Genomic DNA, 22,375 nt, shown 5'->3' with positions numbered 1-22,375 from the left:
CTCACCCCAAGGATTGCAATGGAACGTCCTGCCGATCACCCCAATGTGCTTACCGGCAAGGTCGGCGTGCTTGTCGTCAACCTCGGCACGCCCGACGCGCCCGATGTCGATTCGGTCAAGCGCTACCTGAAGGAGTTCCTGTCCGACCCGCGCGTGGTGGAGATTCCCAGGCTGATCTGGCAGCCGATCCTGCGCGGGATCATCCTCAACACCCGGCCCAAGAAATCGGCTCATGCCTATAGCCAAGTGTGGAGCGAGGACGGATCGCCGCTGGCCGCGATCACCAAGGCGCAGGCCCGCGCCTTGCAAGAGCGGCTGGGCGATGCCGCGATCGTGCGCCATGCCATGCGCTACCAGTCGCCGTCGATGGCCAAGGAGCTCGATGCGCTGGTGGCGGCAGGGTGCGAGCGCATTCTGGTGGCGCCGCTCTATCCGCACTATTCGGGCGCGACGACGGCTTCGGCGCTCGATGCCATGGCGGACTGGATCAAGCAGCGCCGCCGCCTGCCGGCCTTGCGTACGTTGCCGCCCTATCACGACGATGCGGCCTATATCGGCGCGCTCCATGCCGACATGACGCGACAGATGGAGGCGCTCGATTTCGATCCCGAGCTGTTGCTGCTGAGCTACCACGGCATGCCCGAGCGCACGCTCTACCTTGGCGATCCCTACCACTGCCACTGCCAGAAGACCTCGCGCCTGCTGGCTGAGCGCTTTGCGCAGAGCCATCCGGGGTTGCGGCTGGTGACGACGTTCCAGTCGCGCTTCGGGCGGGCCAAGTGGCTCGAGCCTGCGACCGACGCGGTGCTGACCGTAGAGGCTGAGAAGGGTACCAGGCGCGTGGTGATCGCGGCGCCGGGCTTTTCGGCCGACTGCCTCGAGACGCTCGAGGAACTGGCGATCCGGGGCAAGGAAGACTTCGAGGCGGCGGGAGGCACGCACTTTGCGGCGCTCGAATGCCTCAATGCCGGGGAGGCGGGGATGGACTTGCTGGAGGCAATGACACGGCGCGAACTTGCAGGCTGGATCTAGCTGGCTGGATTTAGCCTTGGGGCAACAAGGCTCTTGGCCACTGCTGACAGGCATGTTAATTGCCCGGTTAAATCATGGAGCCGGGAGATTACATGGCCACTCTTGCGTCTGAAGCGAGGGCAGACCTGCATACCGAGCGGGGCAATCCGCACTGGGTAAGGCTCGGCGGCGATCACAAGCTCGACCATATTCCGGGCGAAGACGGCTGGCCGGTGCTCGGCACGACGCTGATGCAGCTGGCCGATCCGCTCGGCTTCCAGAAGCGCATGGTCGACACTTATGGTCCGGTGTTCCGGACGCGCAGCTTCGGGCGGCGCGGGGTCAACCTGATCGGCGCGGATGCCAATGAACTCGTGCTGTTCGATCGCGACAAGCTGTTCTCGAACGAGCAGGGCTGGGGACCGGTGCTCAACCTGCTGTTCCCGCGCGGGCTGATGCTGATGGATTTCGAGGCGCACCGGGTGGACCGGCGCGCTCTGTCGATCGCGTTCAAGCCCGAACCCATGCGCGCATACTGCTCGGTTCTGAACACCGGCATTGCCTCGGCGATGGACGGCTGGGGTGGCTCCATGCGCTTCTATGACGCGATCAAGGCGCTGACGCTGGATACGGCGGCGTCGAGCTTTCTGGGCCTGCCGCTGGGGGCCGAGGCGGACCGGCTGAACAAGGCCTTTGTCGACATGGTGCAGGCCTCGGTCGGCGTGGTGCGCAAGCCGCTCCCGTTCACCAAGATGGGCAAGGGCGTGGCCGGGCGGCGGCTGATGGTCGAATACTTCGGCAAGCTGGTGCGGGAGCGGCGGGCCAATCCCGGGCAGGACATGTTCAGCCAGTTTGCGCTCGCCACGCGCGACGACGGCTCGCTGCTGCCGGAGGACGTGGTGGTCGACCACATGATCTTCCTGATGATGGCGGCGCACGATACGATCACTTCCTCGGCCACGGTGCTGTTCTGGCAGCTGGCCAAGAATCCCGGCTGGCAGGATCGGCTGCGGGCCGAGGCGCGTGCGGTGACCGGCGGAGACGGGCTGCCGCTCGCCTACGAGGATCTCGGGCGGATGGAACTGACCGAGATGGCCTTCAAGGAGGCGCTGCGCTTCATGCCTCTGGTGCCGAACATGCCACGCCGGGCGCTGCGCGACTTCCGCTTCGGCGGCTACGACATTCCGGCCGGCACGCCGATCGGGATCAGCCCGGCGGCGGTCCATGCCGATCCGGCGCACTGGGAGCAGCCCGAAGTGTTCGATCCGATGCGCTTCACGGCTGACAAGGTGGCGGCGCGGCACAAGTACGCCTGGGTGCCGTTCGGCGGCGGCGCGCACATGTGCCTGGGACTCCATTTTGCCTACATGCAGGTCAAGCTGCTGGCCAACCACATCCTGACGCGATTCGAGGTGCGGATGGCTCCGGGAGCCGAGCCGCAATGGCAGGCCTGGCCGATCCCGAAGCCGCGTGACGGCTTGAGGGTGGAGTTGCGCCGAATCTGTTGACGATTCGGGCGTCCACGGTTAAGGGGCGCGCTTTCCGACGGGACTTTCCGTCACTGGATGAGATTCACGCGGTCGCTCCTGGCGCCCGCCAAGGCACGAGAAACAGGAAGACCATGGCCAACACGCCGCAAGCCCGCAAGCGTATCCGTCGCAATGAACGTCGCGCCGAAATCAACGGCAACCGCCTTTCGCGCATCCGCACCTTCGTCAAGAAGGTCGAGACCGCGCTGGCCGGTGGCGACAAGACGGCTGCTGCTGCGGCGCTGAAGGAAGCCCAGCCTGAACTGGCTCGTGGCGTTGCCCGTGGCGTGCTCCACAAGAACACCGTTGCGCGCAAGATGTCGCGCCTGTCGAAGCGCGTCGCCGCGCTCTGATTCGGCCTGATCGATTCGCTGCCAGACAGCGAACGATCCCACCGAAACGGCACAAAAAAAGAACATGGTCGGCGATGATTTCGCCGGCCATTTTCATTTGTGGCGTTTACTGATCGCGCTCTTCCGCATTGTTACATTGTGCAGTCGCAGCAAGTCACGGAATCTTCGCGATTCGCATCACTGTGGCGAATGCATAAGTAAAAGTGCTTATTTTTCAGTAGTTTGATGCAAGTCTGCGGGTTAGCGCGAGTCAAGGGCATTTATTTCAGTTTTTTTGCGGTGTGCCTGCTTGCGTCCGGGGGGCCAACCCCAATAGACAATGCGGACCGGGGGCGGGAATCACTGCTCATCGGTGTCACTAAAATTCTTCGAACGGGGTCTGCCGCGCGGGTGCGCGGCGGGGCGACAGGTTGATTGTGCCTGGTGCCGGACAGCGTGCGGGCAGGGAAGTCGGGGCAGCGACGCGTGAAGATCGATGATTTCGCAGGGGGGGCCGGGAGCAACGGCGACCGGAACAATGCCATCAGGAAGGGACGTGACAGTACAATGATCGAGGACCAGGAAGCGCTGGATCTGGCAGCAGACTGGGCCGACATCAGCCAGGGTCTCAAGAAGGACCTGGGGCCGCAGCTCCATGCGCAGTGGATCAAGCCGATTCAGCTGGGTTCGTTCTGCAAGGAGACGGGCACGCTGGACCTGTTCCTGCCGACCGAGTTCTCCGCAAACTGGGTGGCAGACCGCTTTGCCGATCGCCTGAGCCTGGCCTGGAAGATCGCGCGTTCCGAAGTGCGCCAGGTGCGCATCACCGTGCACCCGCGCCGTCGTTCGATGCCCGAACTGCGCGTCGGTGGCGAAGCGCCGATCGCCCCGCGTGCTCCGGTCCATGCCGCGCCGGCTATGCTGGATTCGGCGCTGTCCGGTCTCGACCCTTCGCTTACTTTCGCCGAGTTCGTTTCGGGTTCCGCCAACGTGCTGGCCGTCAACGCCGCGCAGCGCATGGCCGCTGTGGAAACGCCGCAGTTCTCGCCGCTTTACCTCAAGGGCTCGACCGGGCAGGGCAAGACGCACCTGCTCCACGCCATCGGCCATGCCTTTGCCGCCAACAAGCCCGGTGCGCGCATCTTCTACTGCTCGGCCGAGCGGTTCATGATCGAGTTCGTCCAGGCCATGCGCTCTAACGAGATGATCGAGTTCAAGGCGCGCCTGCGCGGCTTCGACATGCTGCTGGTGGACGATATCCAGTTCATCATCGGCAAGGCCAGCACGCAGGAGGAGTTCCTCCACACGATCGACGCGCTGATGAGCGCGGGCAAGCGCCTCGTCGTGGCGGCCGACCGCGCGCCGCAGGCGCTGGACGGCGTCGAGCAGCGCCTGCTCTCGCGCCTGTCGATGGGCCTGGTCGCGGACATCCAGCCCGCCGACATCGAGCTGCGCCGCAAGATCCTCGAGCATCGCCTGGGCCGCTTCGGCAACACCCAGGTGCCCGCGGACGTGATCGAGTTCCTTGCCCGCACGATCAACCGCAACGTGCGCGAACTGGTAGGCGGCCTCAACAAGCTGATCGCCTATGCTCAGCTGACCGGGCAGCCGGTGTCGCTGCAGCTGGCCGAAGAGCAACTGACCGATATCCTCTCGGCCAATCGCCGCCGCATCACCATAGACGAGATCCAGCGCACGGTCTGCCAGTTCTACCGGGTCGACCGCACGGAAATGGCCTCCAAGCGCCGCGCCCGCGCCGTGGTGCGTCCGCGCCAGGTGGCGATGTACCTCGCCAAGGTGCTTACCCCCCGCTCCTACCCGGAGATCGGCCGCAAGTTCGGCGGACGCGATCACTCGACGGTGATTCACGCCGTGCGCCTGATCGAGGAACTGCGCACGCGCGATGCCGACATGGACGGCGACGTGCGGACGCTGCTGCGGCAGCTGGAAGACTAAGAAGTAGGGGATGCGAGGGGCTAACCCCTCGCGCTCCCATGAGTTGGCGCTGGACGTTTAGGCCTCGCCAATCCGCGAAGCGGCACTATCATTCCGACTTCGTCGGGGCGCCTCGGATAGACCAGACGCCGATTCCCGGGAGCGCGAGGGGTTAGCCCCTCGCATTTCCTCCCTTTCTTCCCTAACTGCGTCGCATGACGCCAGACCGCCTCGATCGCTTCGCCCGCCATATCGTCCTGCCCGAAGTGGGCGCGATGGGGCAGGCGAAACTGGCGCAGAGCCATGTCGTGCTGATCGGCATGGGCGGCATCGGCTCGCCCGCCTTGCAATATCTTGCCGGAGCAGGCGTCGGGCGGCTGACGCTGGTCGATGACGATGTGGTCGAGGCGAGCAATCTGCAGCGCCAGACGATCTACGGCGAGGCTGACATCGGCAAGGCGAAGGCCGAGGCGGCAGCGGACTGGGTGCGGGCGTTCGACCAGGCGCTGGAGGTTTCGGCGCACGTCCTGCGCATCAACCGAGACAACGCTGCAAGCCTGATCGCCGGAGCCGACGTGGTGCTGGACGGCTGCGACAACTTCGCCACGCGGCTTGCTGTCTCCGATGCTTGCGTGAAGGCGGGCGTGCCGCTGACCAGCGCGGCGCTGGGGCGGTTTCAGGGGCAGGTCGCGAACTTTGCCGGGCACCGCGAGGGACAGGCTTGCTACCGCTGTTTCGTCGGCGATGCCTTCGATGCCGAGGATTGCGACACTTGCGCCGATCTCGGCGTGCTGGGCGCCATGGTCGGCATGGTCGGGGCTTTCGGGGCAATGGCGGCGATGCGCGTGCTGCTGGAGGGCGTCTCGACGCTGGGCGATCCGCAGTGGGGGCAATTGCACGTCATGGACGGTCTTAAACCCTCGCTGCGTACGATGCGCATCGCCCGTGACCCGGAGTGCAACGGGTGTGGTTCTCGTCCCTGAGGTGGGCTGTTGGCGACGTTCCCTCGCCAACACTCTCGAGCGTCATTGCGAGCGTAGCGAAGCAATCCAGAGCGTCCTGCACCACGCTCTGGATTGCTTCGTCGGCTGCGCCTCCTCGCAATGACGAACAGGGGTGGTGAGTGAATTCAAGTCGCAAAGAAAAGGGCGCGGGGACCTTGTGTCCGCCGCGCCCTTTCTCTTTGGCATGAAGCCGCCTCTTACGAGGCGAGCTTGCGCAGCACGTAGTGCAGGATGCCACCGTTCATGAAGTACTCGACTTCATTGGCGGTATCGATGCGGCACAGCGCGGTGAAGGTCAGCTTGGTGCCGTCCTTGCGCGTGACTTCGACTTCCACGTCCTGGCGCGGCTGGAGGTTGGCGACGCCCTTGATGGTGAAGGTGTCGTCGCCCGAGAGCGCCAGCGAGGTGCGGTTCTGGCCGTCCTTGAACTGCAGCGGCAGCACGCCCATGCCGACGAGGTTCGAGCGGTGGATGCGCTCGAAGCTTTCGACGATCACGGCGCGGACGCCGAGCAGGTTGGTGCCCTTGGCCGCCCAGTCGCGGCTGGAGCCGGTGCCGTATTCCTTGCCCGCGATCACGACCGTCGGCGTACCGTCGGCCTTGTGCTTCATGGCCACGTCATAGACCGAGCCGACTTCGTCGCCGTAGCGCGAGAAGCCGCCTTCGACGCCGGGGACCATCTCGTTCTTGATGCGGATGTTGGCGAAGGTGCCGCGCATCATCACTTCGTGGTGGCCACGGCGGGCGCCGTAGGAGTTGAAGTCCGCCTTCGCGACCTGGTGCTCCATCAGCCACTTGCCCGCCGGGCTGTCGGCCTTGATCGAACCGGCCGGCGAGATGTGGTCGGTGGTGATCGAATCGCCGAGGATCAGCAGCGGCTTGGCCTCGATGATGTCGCTGACCGGAGCCGGCGTCATCGACATGCCTTCGAAGTAGGGCGGGTTGGCGACATAGGTCGAGCCGGCGCGCCAGGAGTAGGTTTCCGAACCCGTGACGTTGATCGCCTGCCAGTGCGCATCGCCCTTGTAGACGTCGGCGTAGCGGGCCTGGAACATGGCGCGGTCCATGCAGCCGGCCATGGTGGTGGCGACTTCGCTGTTCGAGGGCCAGATGTCCTTGAGGTAGACGTCCTGGCCGTTGTTGCCCTTGCCGATCGGGGTGGTGGTGAAATCCTCGATCACCGTGCCCTTGAGCGCATAGGCAACGACCAGCGGCGGCGAGGCGAGGAAGTTCGCGCGAACGTCGGGCGAAACGCGGCCTTCGAAGTTGCGGTTGCCCGAGATCACGGCGGCGGCGACGAGGCCGTTGTCGTTGATCGCCTTGCTGATCGGTTCGGCCAGCGGACCCGAGTTGCCGATGCAGGTGGTGCAGCCGTAGCCGACGAGGTTGAAGCCGACGGCGTCGAGGTGCTCCTGCAGGCCGGCCTTGTTGAGGTAGTCGGTGACGACCTGCGAACCGGGGGCGAGCGAGGTCTTCACCCAGGGCTTGGGCTTGAGGCCGAGTTCGTTGGCCTTCTTGGCGACGAGGCCTGCAGCAACCAGCACGCCCGGGTTCGAGGTGTTGGTGCACGAGGTGATCGCGGCGATGGTCACGTCACCATCGCCGATGTCGAAGTCCTTGCCTTCGACGGGCACGCGGGCCGGGGTCTTCTTGTAGGTGTTGGCCATGTCGGCGTTGAACACGTCGTCGACTTCGGGAAGCGAGACGCGATCCTGTGGGCGCTTGGGGCCGGCGAGCGAGGGCACGACGGTGCCGAGATCGAGTTCCAGCGTCGAGGAGAAGATCGGCTCGACCGCCGGATCGATCCAGAAGCCCTGCTCCTTGGCATAGGCTTCGACGAGCGCGATCTGCGCTTCCTCGCGGCCGGTCAGGCGCATGTAGTCGAGCGTCTTCTCGTCGATGCCGAAGAAGCCGCAGGTGGCGCCGTATTCCGGAGCCATGTTGGCGAGCGTCGCGCGGTCAGCAAGGCTGAGCGCGGCGAGGCCGGGGCCGTAGTATTCGACGAAGCGGCCGACCACGCCATGCTTGCGCAGCATGTTGGTGCAGGTCAGCACGAGGTCGGTGGCGGTCACGCCTTCCTTGAGTTCGCCGGTGAACTTGAAGCCGACGACTTCAGGGATGAGCATCGAGACCGGCTGGCCGAGCATTGCCGCTTCGGCTTCGATGCCGCCAACGCCCCAGCCAAGCACGCCGAGGCCATTGACCATGGTGGTGTGGCTGTCGGTGCCGACGCAGGTGTCGGGGTAGGCGACGGTCGCGCCGTTCTGGTCGGTGCTCGTCCACACGGCTTGCGCGATGTTCTCGAGGTTGACCTGGTGGCAGATGCCGGTGCCCGGGGGCACGGCGTAGAAGTTGTTGAGGCTCTTCGAACCCCACTTGAGGAAATCGTAGCGCTCCATGTTGCGCTGGTATTCGATTTCCATGTTTTCTTCGAAGGCCTTGGGGTGGCCGAACTCGTCCACCATGACTGAGTGGTCGATGACGAGGTTGACCGGAACCAGCGGGTTGATCTTGCTGGTATCGCCGCCGAGCGTGGCGATGGCATCGCGCATCGCGGCAAGGTCGACCACGCAGGGCACACCGGTGAAGTCCTGAAGCAGCACGCGCGCCGGGCGGTACTGGATCTCGTTGTTCGATTCGGTGGGGTTCTTCTGCCAGTCGACGATCGCCTTCACGTCGTCAGCCGAGACGGTGAAGCCGCCGTCCTCGAAGCGCAGCAGGTTTTCGAGAAGGACCTTCATCGAGAAGGGCAGGCGCGAAACATCGCCGAACTTCTCGGAAGCCTTCTTGAGCGAGTAATAGGCGTAGTCCTTGCCGCCCACGTTCATCGTGCTGCGGGTGCCGAGCGTATCCTGTCCGACCTGGGTCATGGCTTTGCGTCTTCCCTCCTGTCGCGGCCGTTGCTGTACGGTGCCACGCGGGGAATCGCTCTAGGACCAAAGGCCCGTGGCGGCGCGGCAAGTTACGGCCTGAAAGCGAGAGGGCGATGCGCGCAAAGCGCACCTGCGTCAAGGGCGGGAAGGGCGCAAATCTTGCCAGCACGGCGGGAATCGCGTCGAATTCCGCTTATTGATTTTCAATAGCAAGAGCGTCCGGCCAATCTGGTCATGGCGCAGTGGTTGCAGTCACTGGTGGGGCCTTGCGCGTGGCCTGGAGACAGCCAGCCACGATCAGGGCAACGCCGATCAGCATGGTCGGCGTGACCGGTTCGGAAAAGGCGATCCAGCCGACGATGGCTGCCCAGATGAACGCGGTGTATTCGAGCGGAACCAGCACTTGCGCTTCCGCCCGGCCATAGGCCCAGCTCAACAGCATCAGCGATGCGGCCGAGAGGATCGCGGAGATGACCAGCAGTCCCCACACCGATGCGCTGGGGAGCGGGGCAAACCACCACGCGCCGAGCCCAAGGAAGCCGAACTGGACGAGGGCCTGGAAGAAGGCGACTTCCTCAGGCTTGGCCAGCAGCGCCTGCTGGCGTTGCAGCACGAGGTTCCAGGCATAGAGAACGGCCGATATCAGTGTGGCGACAAGACCTTTGACGGCTTCGGCATCGGACGGACCGTTCAACTGCCCACCGGCAATGACCGCGACGCCCGCCAGCGCGAGAAGCGAGCCGCCGATGGCTGCGGGGCGCACCTTCTCGCCAAGAAGGATCGCGGCGAGATAGAGCGCGATCAGCGGGGCGATGAACGACAGGGCAATGCCTTCGGCCAGCGGTAGCCGGACGATGCCATAGAAGAACAGGACCGCCATGGTCGAGGCGACGGTACCGCGCAGCACGTGGACCTTGAGCGTGCTCGCGGGAGGCCATCCCTGTCCACGCCAGAGCCACAGCGGCAGCATCAGCAAGGAACCAGCCAGCCCGCGCCAGCACATGGCCGCATAGGCGCCGACCGCGATAGAGGCCGCCTTCATGACCCCGTCCATCACGGAGAACAACGCCAGACCAAGCAATGCGGCCAGTACGGGGAACAGGGGAAAGCGCACGTCGTTCATCACGGTGCCATAGGCAAACTGGTTGCGACTTGAAACCATCTTGTGCGGCGAGCGCCCAATTCAGCCTCCAGAAAGGCCGGATGTTCGATGGTCTGCCCAAATGGCGAAGTTCAATGGTGCGATGGCTTGATCGTCATCGGGCCTTGGGGCAGGACGATACCGGTGGAGTTACGGGCGCCTTGCTCCGATCTTCGCCTGCAGGTGCGAGTGAACAGGGAAATGCAAAGCGTGAAGCGTGCGATCGTTGGTGCCGGCCTTTCCGGCAAGTTTGGCGTGGCGTTCGTGGCGCTTTCCATCGCAGCCCAGCCGCTGGCAGCGCAGACTGCGACGTCTGCAGGTCCGGTGGACCTGACGAAGCAGGCCAAGCCTGCGCCAGTCGTGCCGCCGATCGTTGCGGCTCCGGTTGCCGCCGCTGCCGCTCCGGCAGACGCCTTGCCGCCGGTGCCCGCACCGCACTGGACGCAGAGCGATGCGCAGAGCCTGCTGGCAACGATCAAGGGCATTGGTGCCGAAGGCCTGTTCCCGCGCGATTACCAGCCGGATGTGCTGTCGGCCGCCATCGTCAAGGGCGAAGGCCCTGCTCTCGACGAGACCGCAACGCGCCTGTTCGGCTGGCTGGCCGAAGACCTGCGCGATGGCCGCACGCCGATGACCGCGCGCGTGCAGTGGTTTGCCGTCGACCCAGATCAGGACGTGAACCCCACTTCGATCATTCTGGCCGACGCCCTGCTCCGGCATGATGTGAAGGGCGCGCTGATGGCCCTGCTGCCGACCGTGCCGGATTACGCGGCGCTCAAGGCCGCGCTGCCCAAGGCGCAGACGCCCAAGCAGGCCGCACTGATCCGCGCCAACATGGACCGCTGGCGCTGGCTGGCGCGTGACCTTGGCACTCAGTACCTGCTGGCCAACGTGCCCGAGCAGATGCTGCGGCTGACGGTGCGCAACAAGATCATCAGCACCTACAAGGTCATCGTCGGCAAGCCGGGCAAGACCGCGACGCCGCAGCTGGCCGAGACGGTCGAGGGCGTGATCTTCAATCCGACCTGGACCGTGCCGCAGTCGATCGTCGTCGGCGAAGGGCTGGGCGCGCGCCTGGTGAACAACCCCAAGCAGGCCGAGCGCGAGGGCTACAAGGTGACCAAGGCGGCGGACGGCACGATCTATGTCGTGCAGCAGCCGGGCGACACCAACTCGCTGGGCCGCATGAAGCTCGACATGCCCAACGAGCATGCGATCTTCCTGCACGACACGCCCAACCGCAATCTGTTCAACCTGCCGACCCGCGCGCTCAGCCATGGTTGCGTGCGCGTGGAGCGGGCGACCGAACTGGCGATGACCATGGCGATTCTCGGCGCGGGGATCACGCCGGACGATGCCGTCACGGCGCACACCTCGAAGGTCTACACCAAGGTGCCGATGACCAAGACGTTCCCGGTCTACCTTACCTACTTCACCGTGGCGCGTGACGTGACCGGCATGCTGCGCTCGTTCCCGGACATCTACGGCCGCGATGCGCCGGTGCTGGCCAGCTTCGCCCAGCCGCGCCAGCTGCACACCACGCAGCGCAAGAGCAACGAGGAAGTGATCAAGCTCGATAATCCCCTGTGATTCGGCCCCTGTGACAACGCGCCTGTGGTGAGGACAAGGCTCAGCGTCTGCCAGCGCAAGCAGCGCTTCGGCAGCAAGGACGATGCTTTCGGAGCTGCGCAGGCGAGCGGACTTGTCCTGCATGCCTATCGCTGTGATCGCTGCTTTGCCTGGCACCTGACGAGCCGGACCAAGGGGCGGCGCGTGCCGCGTCCGCAGCCGTCAGGTTCAGCCCAGGCCCAGTCGGTCGGCGTAGATGAGGCGTCCGCCGGATAAGTGCCACAGCGCTTCGTTGAAGTCCGCCTCGCTCATCGCGAAGCAACCGTCCGAGCGGCCGAGTTTGCCCCACTTCTCCAGCATGTCGGGATTGGCGTACCAGGCCGGGTGCAGGACGATCGCGCGATCGAGCACGTTGGAGTTCTCGGGGCTCAGGCCGCCCAGCCGGATCGAGGTGCCGTACTTGCCCTTGTACCATTCGTAGGTGACATAGGCCCCGCGCGAGGTGGCAAGGCTGCCGACGTCATTGGAGAAGGTCTTGAGGAACCCGTCATGCTCCGGGTCCGACCCGCGTCCGTGGGCGACGAGGAAGGATCGCACTTCGCCGCGTTCGAGATTGGCGAAGTGAAAGCGAGGCAGCGAGGAGGGCAGGGCGAAATCGGCGATGCCGACGATGTCGGTGCGCCATAGCGAAGCGCGATGCTTCTCGACCTGCTCGGCGGCGATGCGCAGGACTTCGCGGTGCTGCTCGTTGGGGTAGTAGGTGGCAGCGGCAACGCGCGGCGGGAACACGGCGGCAGCGGCGCTTGCCGCAAGGCCTGTCATTACCGTTCGCCTGTTCACTCCGTCCGTCATGCCGAGTCCCGTAACACGCCGCCCCCTTATCGGGCGTGAACGAGACATATTCTATGCATTTGCGACCGGATTTCCAGCGCCTGCGCCAAGCTGCGTCAGCGCCGCGCCCTCGACGCGCATGACGGTCCATTCGTCCATGAACTTTGCGCCGAGCGACTTGTAGAAACCGATGGCCGGCGCGTTCCAGTCAAGCACCGACCATTCGAGGCGGGCGCAGTCACGCTCGACCGCCAAGGCAGCGAGGTGAGACAGTAGCGCCTTGCCGAGACCGGAACCGCGCGCCTCAGGCTTCACGAAGAGGTCTTCGAGATAGATTCCGGGCTTGCCCTCGAACGTCGAGAAATTGTGGAAGAACAGGGCAAAGCCCTGCGGCGCGCCATCGAGTTCGCCGATCACGACTTCGGCGTAGGGGCGCGGGCCGAACAGCTTGGCCGCAAGCACGGCCTCGTCGAAACGGACCTCGTGGGCGAGCTTCTCGTACTCGGCGAGGGCGCGGATGAGTTCGGCTATCAACGGGATGTCGGCGGCAGTCGCTGCGCGGATCGAGATGTTCATGGGGCGGACCTAGCGATTCACGGGGAACCTTGCCAGTCTCTCCGGATTGCGAAAGACATGACCGCCATGAGCCGCATTACCCTTGCCTATGCCCCGCTGCTTCTTGCGCTCGCCGGTTGCGTGACCGGGAACGGTCCGAGGCTCGAAACTGCAGCGCCTGCGCCAGCGCAGTCGGCAGTCGCTACCCGTGTTCTCGACCGGGCGGCGGCGGATCAGCTGCTGCACAACGCCGGGGTTACCCTGCAATGGATCGATTGGAACACGCGCGGCACCGCCAACGCCCGCGATGAAGCAGGCACAATCAGGCTCACCGCAAGCCAGGCCTCGGCGACAGGTCCGGGGCGCCTGTGGCTAGATGGCCGGGTGACCGAGGTGGGCGCGGACTACTTTGTCTTCTCGGGCACGATCCGCATCACCGACACGCCCGATGCCGGTCGCAAGTGCGAGGCAACGCGCGACGACTGGCGCTTCGCGGTGACCCAGAACCGCCCCTACTGGCGGTTGCGGACCTTCGAATGGTGCGACGGCCTGACCGACTATATCGACATCTACAAGCCGATGGCCGGACGCTGACAGATTACTCCGCCGCCTCGGTCACGCTCCCGGCGTCGGTCGTCGCCGCTTCGATTTCGGCAGCCTTCTTCTCGACCAGCGACACGATGTGGTCGAGCATCTCCTCGGACTGCACGGTGTGGTCGGTCACGCCCGAGAGGTAGACCATGTGCTTGCCGTTGCCGCCGCCGGTCAGGCCGATGTCGGTTTCGCGCGCTTCGCCGGGGCCATTGACCACACAGCCGAGGACCGAGAGCGAAAGCGGGGTCTTGATGTGGCTGAGGCGCGATTCGAGTGCTTCGACCGTGCGGATGACGTCGAAGCCCTGGCGTGCGCACGAGGGGCAGGAGACCACGCGGACGCCACGCGTGCGCAGGCCGAGGCTCTTGAGGATTTCGAAGCCGACGCGGACTTCCTCTTCCGGCTCGGCCGAAAGCGAGACGCGCAGTGTGTCGCCGATGCCGGCCCAGAGCAGGTTGCCGATGCCGATGGAGGATTTGACCGTACCGCCGATCAGCCCGCCCGCTTCGGTGATGCCCAGATGCAGTGGGCAATCGACAGCTTCGGCAAGGCCCATGTAGGCAGCGACCGCCAGGAATACGTCGCTGGCTTTCACCGCCACCTTGTATTCGTGGAAATCGTGGTCCTGCAGCAGCTTGATGTGATCGAGCGCAGATTCGACCAGCGCTTCGGGGCAGGGCTCGCCGTACTTCTCGAGCAGGTCCTTCTCGAGGCTGCCCGCGTTCACGCCGATGCGGATGGCGCAGCCATTGGCCTTGGCGGCGCGGACGACTTCGGCGACGCGATCGTTGCTGCCGATGTTGCCCGGATTGATGCGCAGGCACGCGGCCCCGGCATCGGCGGCTTCGAGCGCGCGCTTGTAGTGGAAGTGGATGTCCGCGACGATCGGCACCCGCGCGGCCTTGGTGATCTTGCCAAGGGCGGCAGTGCTTTCGACGTCGGGGCAGGACACGCGGATGATGTCGGCACCTGCATCCTCGCAGCGGCGAATCTGGTTGATCGTCGCCACCGGATCGGACGTCAGCGTGTTGGTCATCGTCTGGACGGTGATCGGAGCATCGCCGCCGACGGGGACGCTGCCGACCATGATCTGACGGCTCTTGCGACGCGCGATATCGCGCCATGGACGGATCGAGGACATGCGCCCTCTATAGGGATTTCGATGCCCGTCCGGAAGGCGTCTAAAGCGGCCCTGCGAACATGAATTCTGGATCGCAGTGGTCGCCTACCCAGAATTCGATATCGGCGACCTTTTCCAGACCGTAGCGGCGATAGAAGCGTTGGGCGTCCGGGTTGTGCGCATATACCGAAAGCTGCATCTCGTCCGCGCCCCACGCGCGGGCTTCGGCAAAGGCCCAGTCCATCAAGCGGGCGCCGGCGCCGCGACCGATCAGGTCGGGGTCGGTGTAGAGTTGCTTGAGCTCCATCGGCGAGCTGGCTTCAGTCTTTTCGGGCAGGGAGCTGGTGCGGACGATCTTGCAGAAGCTGGCGAGAACGCCGTCTTCCTCGATCACCGCGATCTTCATTGCGGGATCACTGAGCTGCGCGTTGACCGTCGCTTCCGAGTGCGATTCTTCGAGGAAGCGGCCGAGATTTTCGGCGCTGTAGAGATGGCCGAACTTGGCGATGAAAGCGCGCCTGCCAAGGTCGGCAAGGGCTGGTGCGTCAGCGGGAGTGGCGAGGCGGAGCGTCATGCTCCGCCTTTAGCGCCTTGTGCCGCGCGAATTCAACCGGATCAGCCGGCCTTGTCAGCCTTGACCTTGGTATACGGCACGAACTTGCCGAGGCCGACCGAACCGCGCCAGAAGCCGACGTTCCGGTCAACCATGCGCACGATATCGACGTTGCAGAGCTGCGCGTTCCACGGCGTGGTCACCATGATGTCGTTTAGCGCACAACGGCTTAACCCGCGCTGACCACACAACGCCGCAGCGACCGGCATCCTTCGATCAGGCCGTACCGCCGACCGTCAGGCCTTCGACCAGAAGGGTTGGCTGGCCCACGCCTGCGGGCACGCTCTGTCCGCCCTTGCCGCAGACTCCGACGCCTTCATCGAGCGCGAGGTCGTTGCCGATGCCGGTGACCTTGGTGAGGCAGGTCGGCCCGTCGCCGATCAGCGTGGCGCCCTTGATCGGTGCGCCGAGCTTGCCGTTCTCGATGCGATAGGCCTCGGTGCAGGAGAACACGAACTTGCCGCTGGTGATATCGACCTGTCCGCCGCCGAAGGACTTGGCGAAGATGCCGTTCTTCACGCGGGAGAGCAGTTCGGCGGGATCGTCGTTGCCGCCGCGCATGAAGGTGTTGGTCATGCGAGGCATCGGCGCATGGGCGAAGCTTTCGCGGCGGCCGTTGCCGGTGGGGGCAACGCCCATCAGGCGGGCGTTCAGGCGGTCCTGGATGTAGCCCTTGAGGATACCGTCCTCGATCAGCACGTTCTCCTGAGTCGGTGTGCCTTCATCGTCGATAGACAGCGAGCCGCGACGGCCTTGGCCATTCACGCCCAGCAGCGTGCCATCGTCGATCACGGTGACGCCGGGGGCAGCAACGCGTTCGCCGATGCGGCCGGAGAAGGCGCTGGTGCCCTTGCGGTTGAAATCGCCTTCGAGGCCATGGCCGACCGCCTCGTGCAGCAGCACGCCCGGCCAGCCCGGGCCAAGCAGCACGGTCATTTCACCGGCGGGTGCGGCGACCGACTCGAGATTGACCAGCGCCTGGTTCAGCGCCTCGTCGATCGCGCGGTTCCAGGTTTCGGGCGAGAACAGATCGTCATAGAGGCGACGCCCGCCGATGCCGAAAGACCCGGTCTCACGGCGGCCGTTCTGCTCGGCCACGATCGACACGTTGAGGCGCACCAGAGGACGCACGTCGTGAGCGACGAAGCCGTCGGCGCGGACGATCTCGACCACCGACCATGAGCCTGAGAGCGAAGCCGAAACCTGCGCGACGCGGGGGTCGCGGGCGCGGGCGGCGGCATCGATGGTCTCGAGCAGCTTGACCTTGGCCTCGAACGGCACGGCATCAAGTGGCGAGGCCTCGGTGTAGAGGTGGCGATTGTTGTTGCGCGGCGGCGGGGCCGGCTGGCCCTTGGCCGGATCGAGCAGCTTCAGCGTCTCGCCCGCGCGGGCGATGGCTGCAGCCGAAATCTCGTTGGCATGGGCGAAACCGGTCATCTCGCCCGAGACGCCGCGCAGGCCGAACCCGGCATCACGGGAGTAGTCTGCCGTCTTCAGGCGACCATCGTCAAAGCCGAAGCTCTCGCTGGCGATGAACTGAAGGTAGAGTTCGCCGTCATCGCAGGATTTGAGCGCATTGGCGGTGAGCCGCTGCGCCTCTTCGGGCGAGAGGAGGCCGGAGCGGTAGAGCAGCGAACGGGTATCGAGATCGGTCATGGAGACCGATATAAGCGCTCAGGGCGCAAAGGCCATAGAGCGAAGAGGCTTAAGCCGCCTCGGCGCTATCCGCAGGGCCGCCCTTGAGGACGAAGCGCTTGTCGCAGTAACCGCACTCGACATAGCCCTTCTCGTCAATCTCAAGCCAGACGCGCGGGTGGCCGAGGGCAGCGCCGCCGCGGATGTCGGACGCGCCATCGCACTTTACGCGATGATGATCGGTATAGACGGTTTCGGGTGCCTGAATCATGGTCTCGCGGCTAGCAAATCGGCGGGCTGCAGACAATTGCGTTTTCGCTGGCAGTGGTGCAGGCAGCGGCCATGGCAAGCACTGACGAACTTCCCCCCGCAATCCGTATCCGCGATCTGGTGAAGCGCTATGCTCCGACGGGCAAGGCGCCGGGAAAGCTGGCACTGGACGGGGTGAGCTTCGACGTGCCGCAAGGGCAGATCTTCGGCCTTCTCGGGCCCAACGGTGCAGGCAAATCGACGCTCATCAACACCCTGGCGGGGCTGGTGATGAAGACCTCGGGCAGCGTCGAGATCTGGGGGCACGACATCGATCACGATGTCCGCAACGCCAAGGCCTCCATCGGGATCGTCCCGCAGGAGATCGTGTTCGATCCCTTTTTCACGCCTGCCGAAGTGCTGGAGAATCAGGCCGGGCTCTACGGCGTGCCGAAAGCGTTGCGTCGGACGATGGACCTGCTCCGCGCCGTCCACCTTGCCGACAAGGCGGATGCTTACGCGCGTTCACTGTCGGGTGGCATGAAGCGCCGCCTGCTGATTGCCAAGGCGATGGTGCACGCCCCGCCGGTTCTGGTGCTCGATGAGCCCACTGCCGGCGTCGACGTGGAATTGCGGCGGCAACTGTGGGAGCTGGTTGGCGAACTCAACCGGGATGGCGTCACGGTGGTCCTGACGACGCATTATCTGGAAGAGGCAGAGGAACTCTGCGACCGAATCGCGATCATCAATCACGGCAAGCTGATTGCCAACAAGCCCACGCGCGAACTCGTTGATATGGCGCGAGAAAAGATTGTCGTGCTGACGCTGGATCGCGACGTCGATGCTGCACCGCAACATGAAGCGTTCGTCCGGAGTCATCTGGCAGGCGAGCGTCAGGTCGAAATCAGTTACGACAAAGACCGCACCAACGCCGGAGAAGTGATGTCACTGGTGCAGGGACAAGGCTATGCGATCGTCGACGTCTCGACGCGCGAAGCAGATCTCGAGGACGTTTTCGTCAGCCTGACGAGCATGCCGAAGTCGGCCGGATAGTTGGGCGATGCCAGCTTAGCTGCGGCCTACGCGCCAGCCGCCACGTTCCTGGCGGCGAATGGGGTTGCCGCAATGTCGGCATGTTCCGACAAAGGTACGGCCATCCCACTCCACACCCGCACGTTGCGGGCGATGGCGATTGAACAGGCAAAGCAATCTTGCAAATGGCATTGGGCTGTCCCCGTCGCACCCGCGGCACTACGGACAATTACTTATCATGCTGCGAGTGCGAAACAAGCGACGCGAATAGTTAAGAATATTAAAGCTGGACCGCGTGGATCCCGGCATGGACATCGTGCCACTTCCTACCGGGTGGCTCAGCGGCTAGGGCTTCGGCTTCAGGTGACAGGACCGGCACAGGTCGCAAGGCAGGATGGAGAACCGCGTGAGCGGCAAGGCAATTGGTAAAGCCGAAGCATCGGCACTGCAGGATGTCGACGTCCTGATCGTCGGGTCCGGTGCAGCCGGCCTCACCGCCGCGCTCGTCCTGGCCGAGAAGTGCAAGGTGCGCGTGCTGGCCAAGGGCGGACTCGACGGGGGTTCGACCAACTGGGCCCAGGGCGGCATCGCTGCGGTGCTGGATGAGGGCGACACGTTCGAGAACCACATCCGGGACACGATGATTGCCGGGGCCGGGCTCAATCGTCGCGAGACGGTCGAGTTCGTGGTCGAGAACGCGCCCGAGGCCATCCGCCGCCTTGCCGAGCTGGGCGTACCCTTCAATGCCGAAGCTGGTGCGCTGCATCTCACGCGTGAGGGCGGCCATTCCCACCGCCGCATCGTTCACGTCGATGACGCAACCGGTGCGGCTGTCCAGAAGGCCCTGCTCAAGGCCGCGCAGGAACATCCCAACATCTCGCTGATGCCCGGCCGCACCTGCATCGACCTTATCACCGGTCGTCATGAGGCGGCGCGATATTCCGGGTCGGGCCGGGTTTGGGGCGTCTACGCGCTGAACGAGGCGACCGGGACGGTCGAGGCGCATACGGCCCGCGCGACCATTCTGGCGACTGGCGGGGCGGGCCGAGTCTACCAGTTCAGCACCGCGCCGCGCGGCGCCACCGGCGATGGCATTGCCATGGCATGGCGGGCTGGCGCACGCGTCTCCAACATGGAGATGATGCAGTTCCATCCGACCTGCCTCTACAATCTCGACGTCAAGAACTTCCTGATCACCGAGGCGGTGCGCGGCGAGGGCGGACGCCTGATCAACCCGCGTACCGGCACGCGCTTCATGGAATTCTACGATGCAGAGCGGCTGGAGCTTGCCCCGCGTGACGTCGTGGCGCGTGCCATCGATGCCGAGATCAAGAAGTTCGGCCTCGACTTCGTCCATCTCGACATCAGCCACATGCCGGCCGACTTCGTGCGCGGTCATTTCCCCAATATCTACGAGAAGCTGATCGGCCTGGGCATCGACATGACCCGGCAGCCGATCCCGGTGGTGCCGGCGCAGCACTACACTTGCGGCGGCATCCTGATCGATCTCGCCGGACGGACTGACCTTCCCGGTCTCTATGCGGCGGGTGAATGTACCGAGAGCGGGCTGCATGGCGCGAATCGCCTGGCGTCGAATTCCCTGCTGGAATGCTTCGTGTTCGGCGATGCTGCGGCGCGCGACATCCTTGAAAACTGGGAGACCTTCGAAGCTCCGCCCGAAGTCCGGGCATGGGACGAAAGCCGGGTTACCGATTCCGACGAGGAGGTGGTGATCAAGCAGAACTGGACCGAGATCCGCCGGTTCATGTGGAACTACGTCGGCATCGTGCGGACCAACAAGCGCCTCGAGCGCGCCGCCCACCGCATCCAGATGCTGAGCGGCGAGGTGAACGACTACTACGGACACTTCCGCGTTACGACCGACCTGATCGAACTGCGCAACCTGTTGCAAAGCGCCGAACTGATCGTGCGCTCCGCACAGGCGCGGCATGAGAGCCGAGGACTGCATTACACGCTGGACTATCCGCAGACCGACCCGGTCGCGCGCGATACGGTGCTTGTCCCGTAGGCCTCAGGCCCTAGGCTGCTTCGGCCTCGACGAATTCGGGATAGAACACCGGCTCGCGCAGCGACCACCCATGGGCGGTCGCGGCGGCCTCGCTGATCGACTGGAGCAGGGCGCGGCGGCGGTCCGGGCGGATCACCGGCAGGGCTGCGGCGCCGCAGAAGGCGCCGGGCAGCCATGGACGCGCGACGGCTCCGATCAGGCGCTCGTAGAGGAAGCGATAGGCGGAAAAGCCGGCGATGCGATCCTGGGCGAGGTCGAACGCGGTCAATCTGAGCAGCGGGCCGAAGAGTGGCTCGACGCTGTCGATGCCTTCGGCGTGGGGCAGGAGTTGCCGGATCAGCGCGATCTCGCGGTAGATGTCGGCCTGCTCGCGGATCGAGGCGCCTTCCTCGCGCGAGCGCGCCCAGCGTGCGATGGCGTCGCTGCGGCCTCGGGCAACATCCAGGCTGCGACGGATGTAGCGCTGCTCGGCGGGCGTGAAGCTCGCGAATTCGCGCATTTCCGCAATGGTGATGCCGCTAGCGCCAAACTGCGCCATGATCGTGCCCTCCGGTTGCCGCAGGGCCTTGCCAGCGACGCCTCCGGATCATGGCAGCGGATGGTTAATGGCTGGTAACCGATAGCCTTGGGAGAGGCTGCGCAGCACTACGAACCCCTCCCGCAATCGTCAGGCAAAAGCGCGATAGGCACCGTAGAGGCTGGTCACGGTCAGGACGACGCCGACCATGATGAGCATGGTCTTGGCCGGGATGTGCTTGGCGGCCCATGCGCCGAACGGAGCCGCGGCAAGACCGCCGATGAGGAAGCCAAGCGTGGCACCGGCAACGTCAGCCACGCCGAGATGCCAGATGAACGTGGCCGACACGGTAAGCGTCAGGAAGAACTCGACGGTGTTGACGGTGCCCACGACCTTGCGCGGATCGGCGCCCTGGATGAGCAGGTTGGAGGTGACGACGGGGCCCCAGCCGCCGCCGCCCGCCGCATCGAGAAAGCCGCCGACGAGGCCGAGCGGTGCAACCCAGCCAGCTTCCTTGATCTTGGGCGGATAGAAGATGCCGCGAACCAGCAGGTAGATGCCGATAGCCGAAAGATAGAGCAGAACCCAGGGCTTCACCAGCGAGGCATCGAGCGAAGACAGGACATAGGCCCCGAGAATCCCGCCCGCCATGCCAGGAAGGAGCAGACGAAAGAACAGCTTCTTGTCGACATTGCCGTGGAGCAGGTGGCTGATGCCCGAGGTGGCGGTGGTGAAGCACTCGACGATGTGAACGCGCTGCGATGCGAGTGCAGGAGGCACGCCGAGCACGCCGACCAGCAGGGTGTTGGAAATGACCCCGAAGGCCATGCCGAGCGCACCATCGACCATCTGCGCGGCAAAGCCGACCGCGATGAACGGAAGCAGCGCCGAAAGATCGAAACCGGCCAGAAAATCCATCGAATCCACCCCTGATTGCGCAGCGGACCTAGCGGGAGGAAATCTCTACCGGAAAGAAAGAATTTAAACTCTACCGCAAAGGGAGAGTTTTTTGCGACGAACCGTCAGCCCCGTCGGCGATAGCGGAAGTACCACACCTCATGCCCGTAAACCGTGCGCGCCTTGTGTTCGTAGCGAGTCTCGGGCCAGCCGCCGGGGCGGACCTGGAAATCCCTTGCCTCACGTGCCAGCCATTCGAACTGGTGCTTGTGGCGGCGCATGACCATGAGCGCATGGCGCAGGTAGATCGCATGGTCGGTGCCGAAGCGGAACTCGCCGCCCGGCTTGAGCTTGGCCGCGAACATGTCGATCGGCCCGTCGTTCATCATGCGCCGCTTGGCGTGGCGCGCCTTGGGCCAGGGGTCCGGGTGCAGCAGGTAGAGGAATGACAGCGAGCCATCGGGAATGCGGCGCAGCACTTCCAGCGCATCGCCGTGGTGGATGCGCACGTTCGGAATCGGCGGATGCGCACCGTTGTCGCCGGAAACGTGGGTGAGCGCCTGCGCCACTCCGTTGAGGAAGGGCTCTGCCCCGATGAAGCCATGGTCGGGCAGCATGTCGGCGCGGAAGGCCATGTGCTCGCCCCCGCCGAAGCCGATCTCGAAATGCAGCGGGCGCGGCTCGCCGAACAGGGCCTCGGCCGTGATCGGTCCTTCGGCAGGCATCGCGATCTGCGGAAGCAGCTCGTCAACCAGCGCCTGCTGGCCCTGCCGCAGGGGCTTGCCCTTGGCGCGGCCATAGAGGCGGTTGATCGTCGTCGGATCGCCGGGTTTGTAGGCTGTCATGGCGGCGGCGTTTGGCAGGGCCGCCCGCAGGGGTCAATACGATCACTCCCCCGCACCGCAGGAC

Annotated in this window: 21 protein-coding genes; 9 read left to right on the top strand and 12 right to left on the bottom strand. The window is 64.9% G+C overall.

Annotated elements, in window-relative coordinates:
* Window positions 1-18 precede the first annotated feature (18 nt).
* The 5 genes from hemH to I2488_RS09835 all read left to right on the top strand — a co-directional run bounded on the left by hemH (window position 19) and on the right by I2488_RS09835 (window position 5,790).
* Window positions 19-1,032 carry a ferrochelatase gene (hemH, locus tag I2488_RS09855; RefSeq protein ID WP_196275618.1) on the top strand — a complete coding sequence of 338 codons (1,014 nt, stop codon included), beginning with the start codon at window positions 19-21 and terminating at the stop codon, window positions 1,030-1,032.
* Window positions 1,033-1,124: 92 nt separating this feature from the next.
* Window positions 1,125-2,519, top strand: a complete 1,395-nt coding sequence (locus I2488_RS09850; RefSeq protein ID WP_196275617.1) for a cytochrome P450 — start codon at window positions 1,125-1,127, stop codon at window positions 2,517-2,519.
* A gap of 113 nt (window positions 2,520-2,632) precedes the next feature.
* Window positions 2,633-2,893 carry a 30S ribosomal protein S20 gene (rpsT, locus tag I2488_RS09845; protein WP_039333732.1) on the top strand — a complete coding sequence of 87 codons (261 nt, stop codon included), beginning with the start codon at window positions 2,633-2,635 and terminating at the stop codon, window positions 2,891-2,893.
* Between the two features lie 546 nt (window positions 2,894-3,439).
* Entirely contained in the window at window positions 3,440-4,828 is a 1,389-nt protein-coding gene (gene dnaA, locus I2488_RS09840) for a chromosomal replication initiator protein DnaA (protein ID WP_039333734.1), read from the top strand.
* A gap of 194 nt (window positions 4,829-5,022) precedes the next feature.
* Complete coding sequence (locus I2488_RS09835; RefSeq protein ID WP_196275616.1) at window positions 5,023-5,790, top strand: HesA/MoeB/ThiF family protein; 768 nt, start codon at window positions 5,023-5,025, stop codon at window positions 5,788-5,790.
* A gap of 218 nt (window positions 5,791-6,008) precedes the next feature.
* On the opposite strand, the gene acnA is transcribed toward I2488_RS09835, so the two are convergent.
* On the bottom strand, window positions 6,009-8,681 hold the full coding sequence (gene acnA, locus I2488_RS09830; RefSeq protein WP_196275615.1) for an aconitate hydratase AcnA: 2,673 nt from the start codon (window positions 8,679-8,681) through the stop codon (window positions 6,009-6,011).
* Between the two features lie 235 nt (window positions 8,682-8,916).
* Entirely contained in the window at window positions 8,917-9,846 is a 930-nt protein-coding gene (locus tag I2488_RS09825) for a DMT family transporter (protein ID WP_343071030.1), read from the bottom strand.
* 180 nt (window positions 9,847-10,026) lie between these two features.
* Between I2488_RS09825 and I2488_RS09820 the strand changes: the two genes are divergently transcribed.
* Entirely contained in the window at window positions 10,027-11,415 is a 1,389-nt protein-coding gene (locus I2488_RS09820) for a L,D-transpeptidase family protein (protein WP_196275614.1), read from the top strand.
* 207 nt (window positions 11,416-11,622) lie between these two features.
* On the opposite strand, the gene I2488_RS09815 is transcribed toward I2488_RS09820, so the two are convergent.
* Both I2488_RS09815 and I2488_RS09810 read right to left on the bottom strand, forming a co-directional pair.
* Entirely contained in the window at window positions 11,623-12,216 is a 594-nt protein-coding gene (locus tag I2488_RS09815) for a murein L,D-transpeptidase catalytic domain-containing protein (protein ID WP_246465585.1), read from the bottom strand.
* Between the two features lie 81 nt (window positions 12,217-12,297).
* Window positions 12,298-12,801: a GNAT family N-acetyltransferase gene (locus I2488_RS09810; RefSeq protein WP_196275612.1), complete on the bottom strand. Its 504-nt coding sequence runs from the start codon at window positions 12,799-12,801 to the stop codon at window positions 12,298-12,300.
* A 66-nt stretch (window positions 12,802-12,867) separates the two neighbouring features.
* Here I2488_RS09810 and I2488_RS09805 point away from each other — a divergent pair, with 66 nt between their 5' ends.
* A complete protein-coding gene (locus I2488_RS09805) occupies window positions 12,868-13,374 on the top strand; it encodes a hypothetical protein (RefSeq protein ID WP_196275611.1) in 507 nt (168 codons plus the stop codon).
* Between the two features lie 4 nt (window positions 13,375-13,378).
* Here the strand turns inward: I2488_RS09805 and ispG are convergent, their stop codons facing one another.
* The 5 genes from ispG to I2488_RS09780 form a co-directional block, all read right to left on the bottom strand.
* A complete protein-coding gene (gene ispG / locus I2488_RS09800) occupies window positions 13,379-14,515 on the bottom strand; it encodes a flavodoxin-dependent (E)-4-hydroxy-3-methylbut-2-enyl-diphosphate synthase (RefSeq protein WP_196275610.1) in 1,137 nt (378 codons plus the stop codon).
* A gap of 40 nt (window positions 14,516-14,555) precedes the next feature.
* Window positions 14,556-15,068, bottom strand: a complete 513-nt coding sequence (locus I2488_RS09795; RefSeq protein WP_196275609.1) for a GNAT family N-acetyltransferase — start codon at window positions 15,066-15,068, stop codon at window positions 14,556-14,558.
* A 41-nt stretch (window positions 15,069-15,109) separates the two neighbouring features.
* Window positions 15,110-15,253: a hypothetical protein gene (locus I2488_RS09790; RefSeq protein WP_214652308.1), complete on the bottom strand. Its 144-nt coding sequence runs from the start codon at window positions 15,251-15,253 to the stop codon at window positions 15,110-15,112.
* A gap of 70 nt (window positions 15,254-15,323) precedes the next feature.
* Window positions 15,324-16,763, bottom strand: a complete 1,440-nt coding sequence (gene tldD, locus I2488_RS09785; RefSeq protein WP_196275607.1) for a metalloprotease TldD — start codon at window positions 16,761-16,763, stop codon at window positions 15,324-15,326.
* 49 nt (window positions 16,764-16,812) lie between these two features.
* Window positions 16,813-17,013 (bottom strand): zinc-finger domain-containing protein, encoded by a 201-nt coding sequence (locus I2488_RS09780; protein ID WP_196275606.1) that lies wholly within the window; start codon window positions 17,011-17,013, stop codon window positions 16,813-16,815.
* Window positions 17,014-17,084: 71 nt separating this feature from the next.
* Between I2488_RS09780 and I2488_RS09775 the strand changes: the two genes are divergently transcribed.
* Window positions 17,085-18,044 (top strand): ABC transporter ATP-binding protein, encoded by a 960-nt coding sequence (locus tag I2488_RS09775; protein ID WP_196275605.1) that lies wholly within the window; start codon window positions 17,085-17,087, stop codon window positions 18,042-18,044.
* A 385-nt stretch (window positions 18,045-18,429) separates the two neighbouring features.
* Window positions 18,430-20,052: an L-aspartate oxidase gene (nadB, locus tag I2488_RS09770; protein ID WP_343071029.1), complete on the top strand. Its 1,623-nt coding sequence runs from the start codon at window positions 18,430-18,432 to the stop codon at window positions 20,050-20,052.
* A gap of 10 nt (window positions 20,053-20,062) precedes the next feature.
* On the opposite strand, the gene I2488_RS09765 is transcribed toward nadB, so the two are convergent.
* From I2488_RS09765 to trmB, 3 genes are all read right to left on the bottom strand, one after another.
* Window positions 20,063-20,590, bottom strand: coding sequence for a hypothetical protein (locus I2488_RS09765; protein ID WP_196275604.1), 528 nt, complete (start codon window positions 20,588-20,590; stop codon window positions 20,063-20,065).
* A gap of 129 nt (window positions 20,591-20,719) precedes the next feature.
* Window positions 20,720-21,487, bottom strand: coding sequence for a sulfite exporter TauE/SafE family protein (locus I2488_RS09760; protein ID WP_196275603.1), 768 nt, complete (start codon window positions 21,485-21,487; stop codon window positions 20,720-20,722).
* 104 nt (window positions 21,488-21,591) lie between these two features.
* The gene (gene trmB, locus I2488_RS09755) at window positions 21,592-22,311 is read right to left on the bottom strand and encodes a tRNA (guanine(46)-N(7))-methyltransferase TrmB (RefSeq protein WP_196275602.1); all 720 of its coding nucleotides are present in this window, start codon (window positions 22,309-22,311) and stop codon (window positions 21,592-21,594) included.
* Window positions 22,312-22,375: the final 64 nt, after the last annotated feature.

This window comes from Novosphingobium jiangmenense, from assembly GCF_015694345.1.
Taxonomy (GTDB): domain Bacteria; phylum Pseudomonadota; class Alphaproteobacteria; order Sphingomonadales; family Sphingomonadaceae; genus Novosphingobium; species Novosphingobium jiangmenense.
The sequence above is the reverse complement of the archived record's forward strand: the minus strand, read 5'-3'. Positions and strand labels throughout refer to the sequence as shown.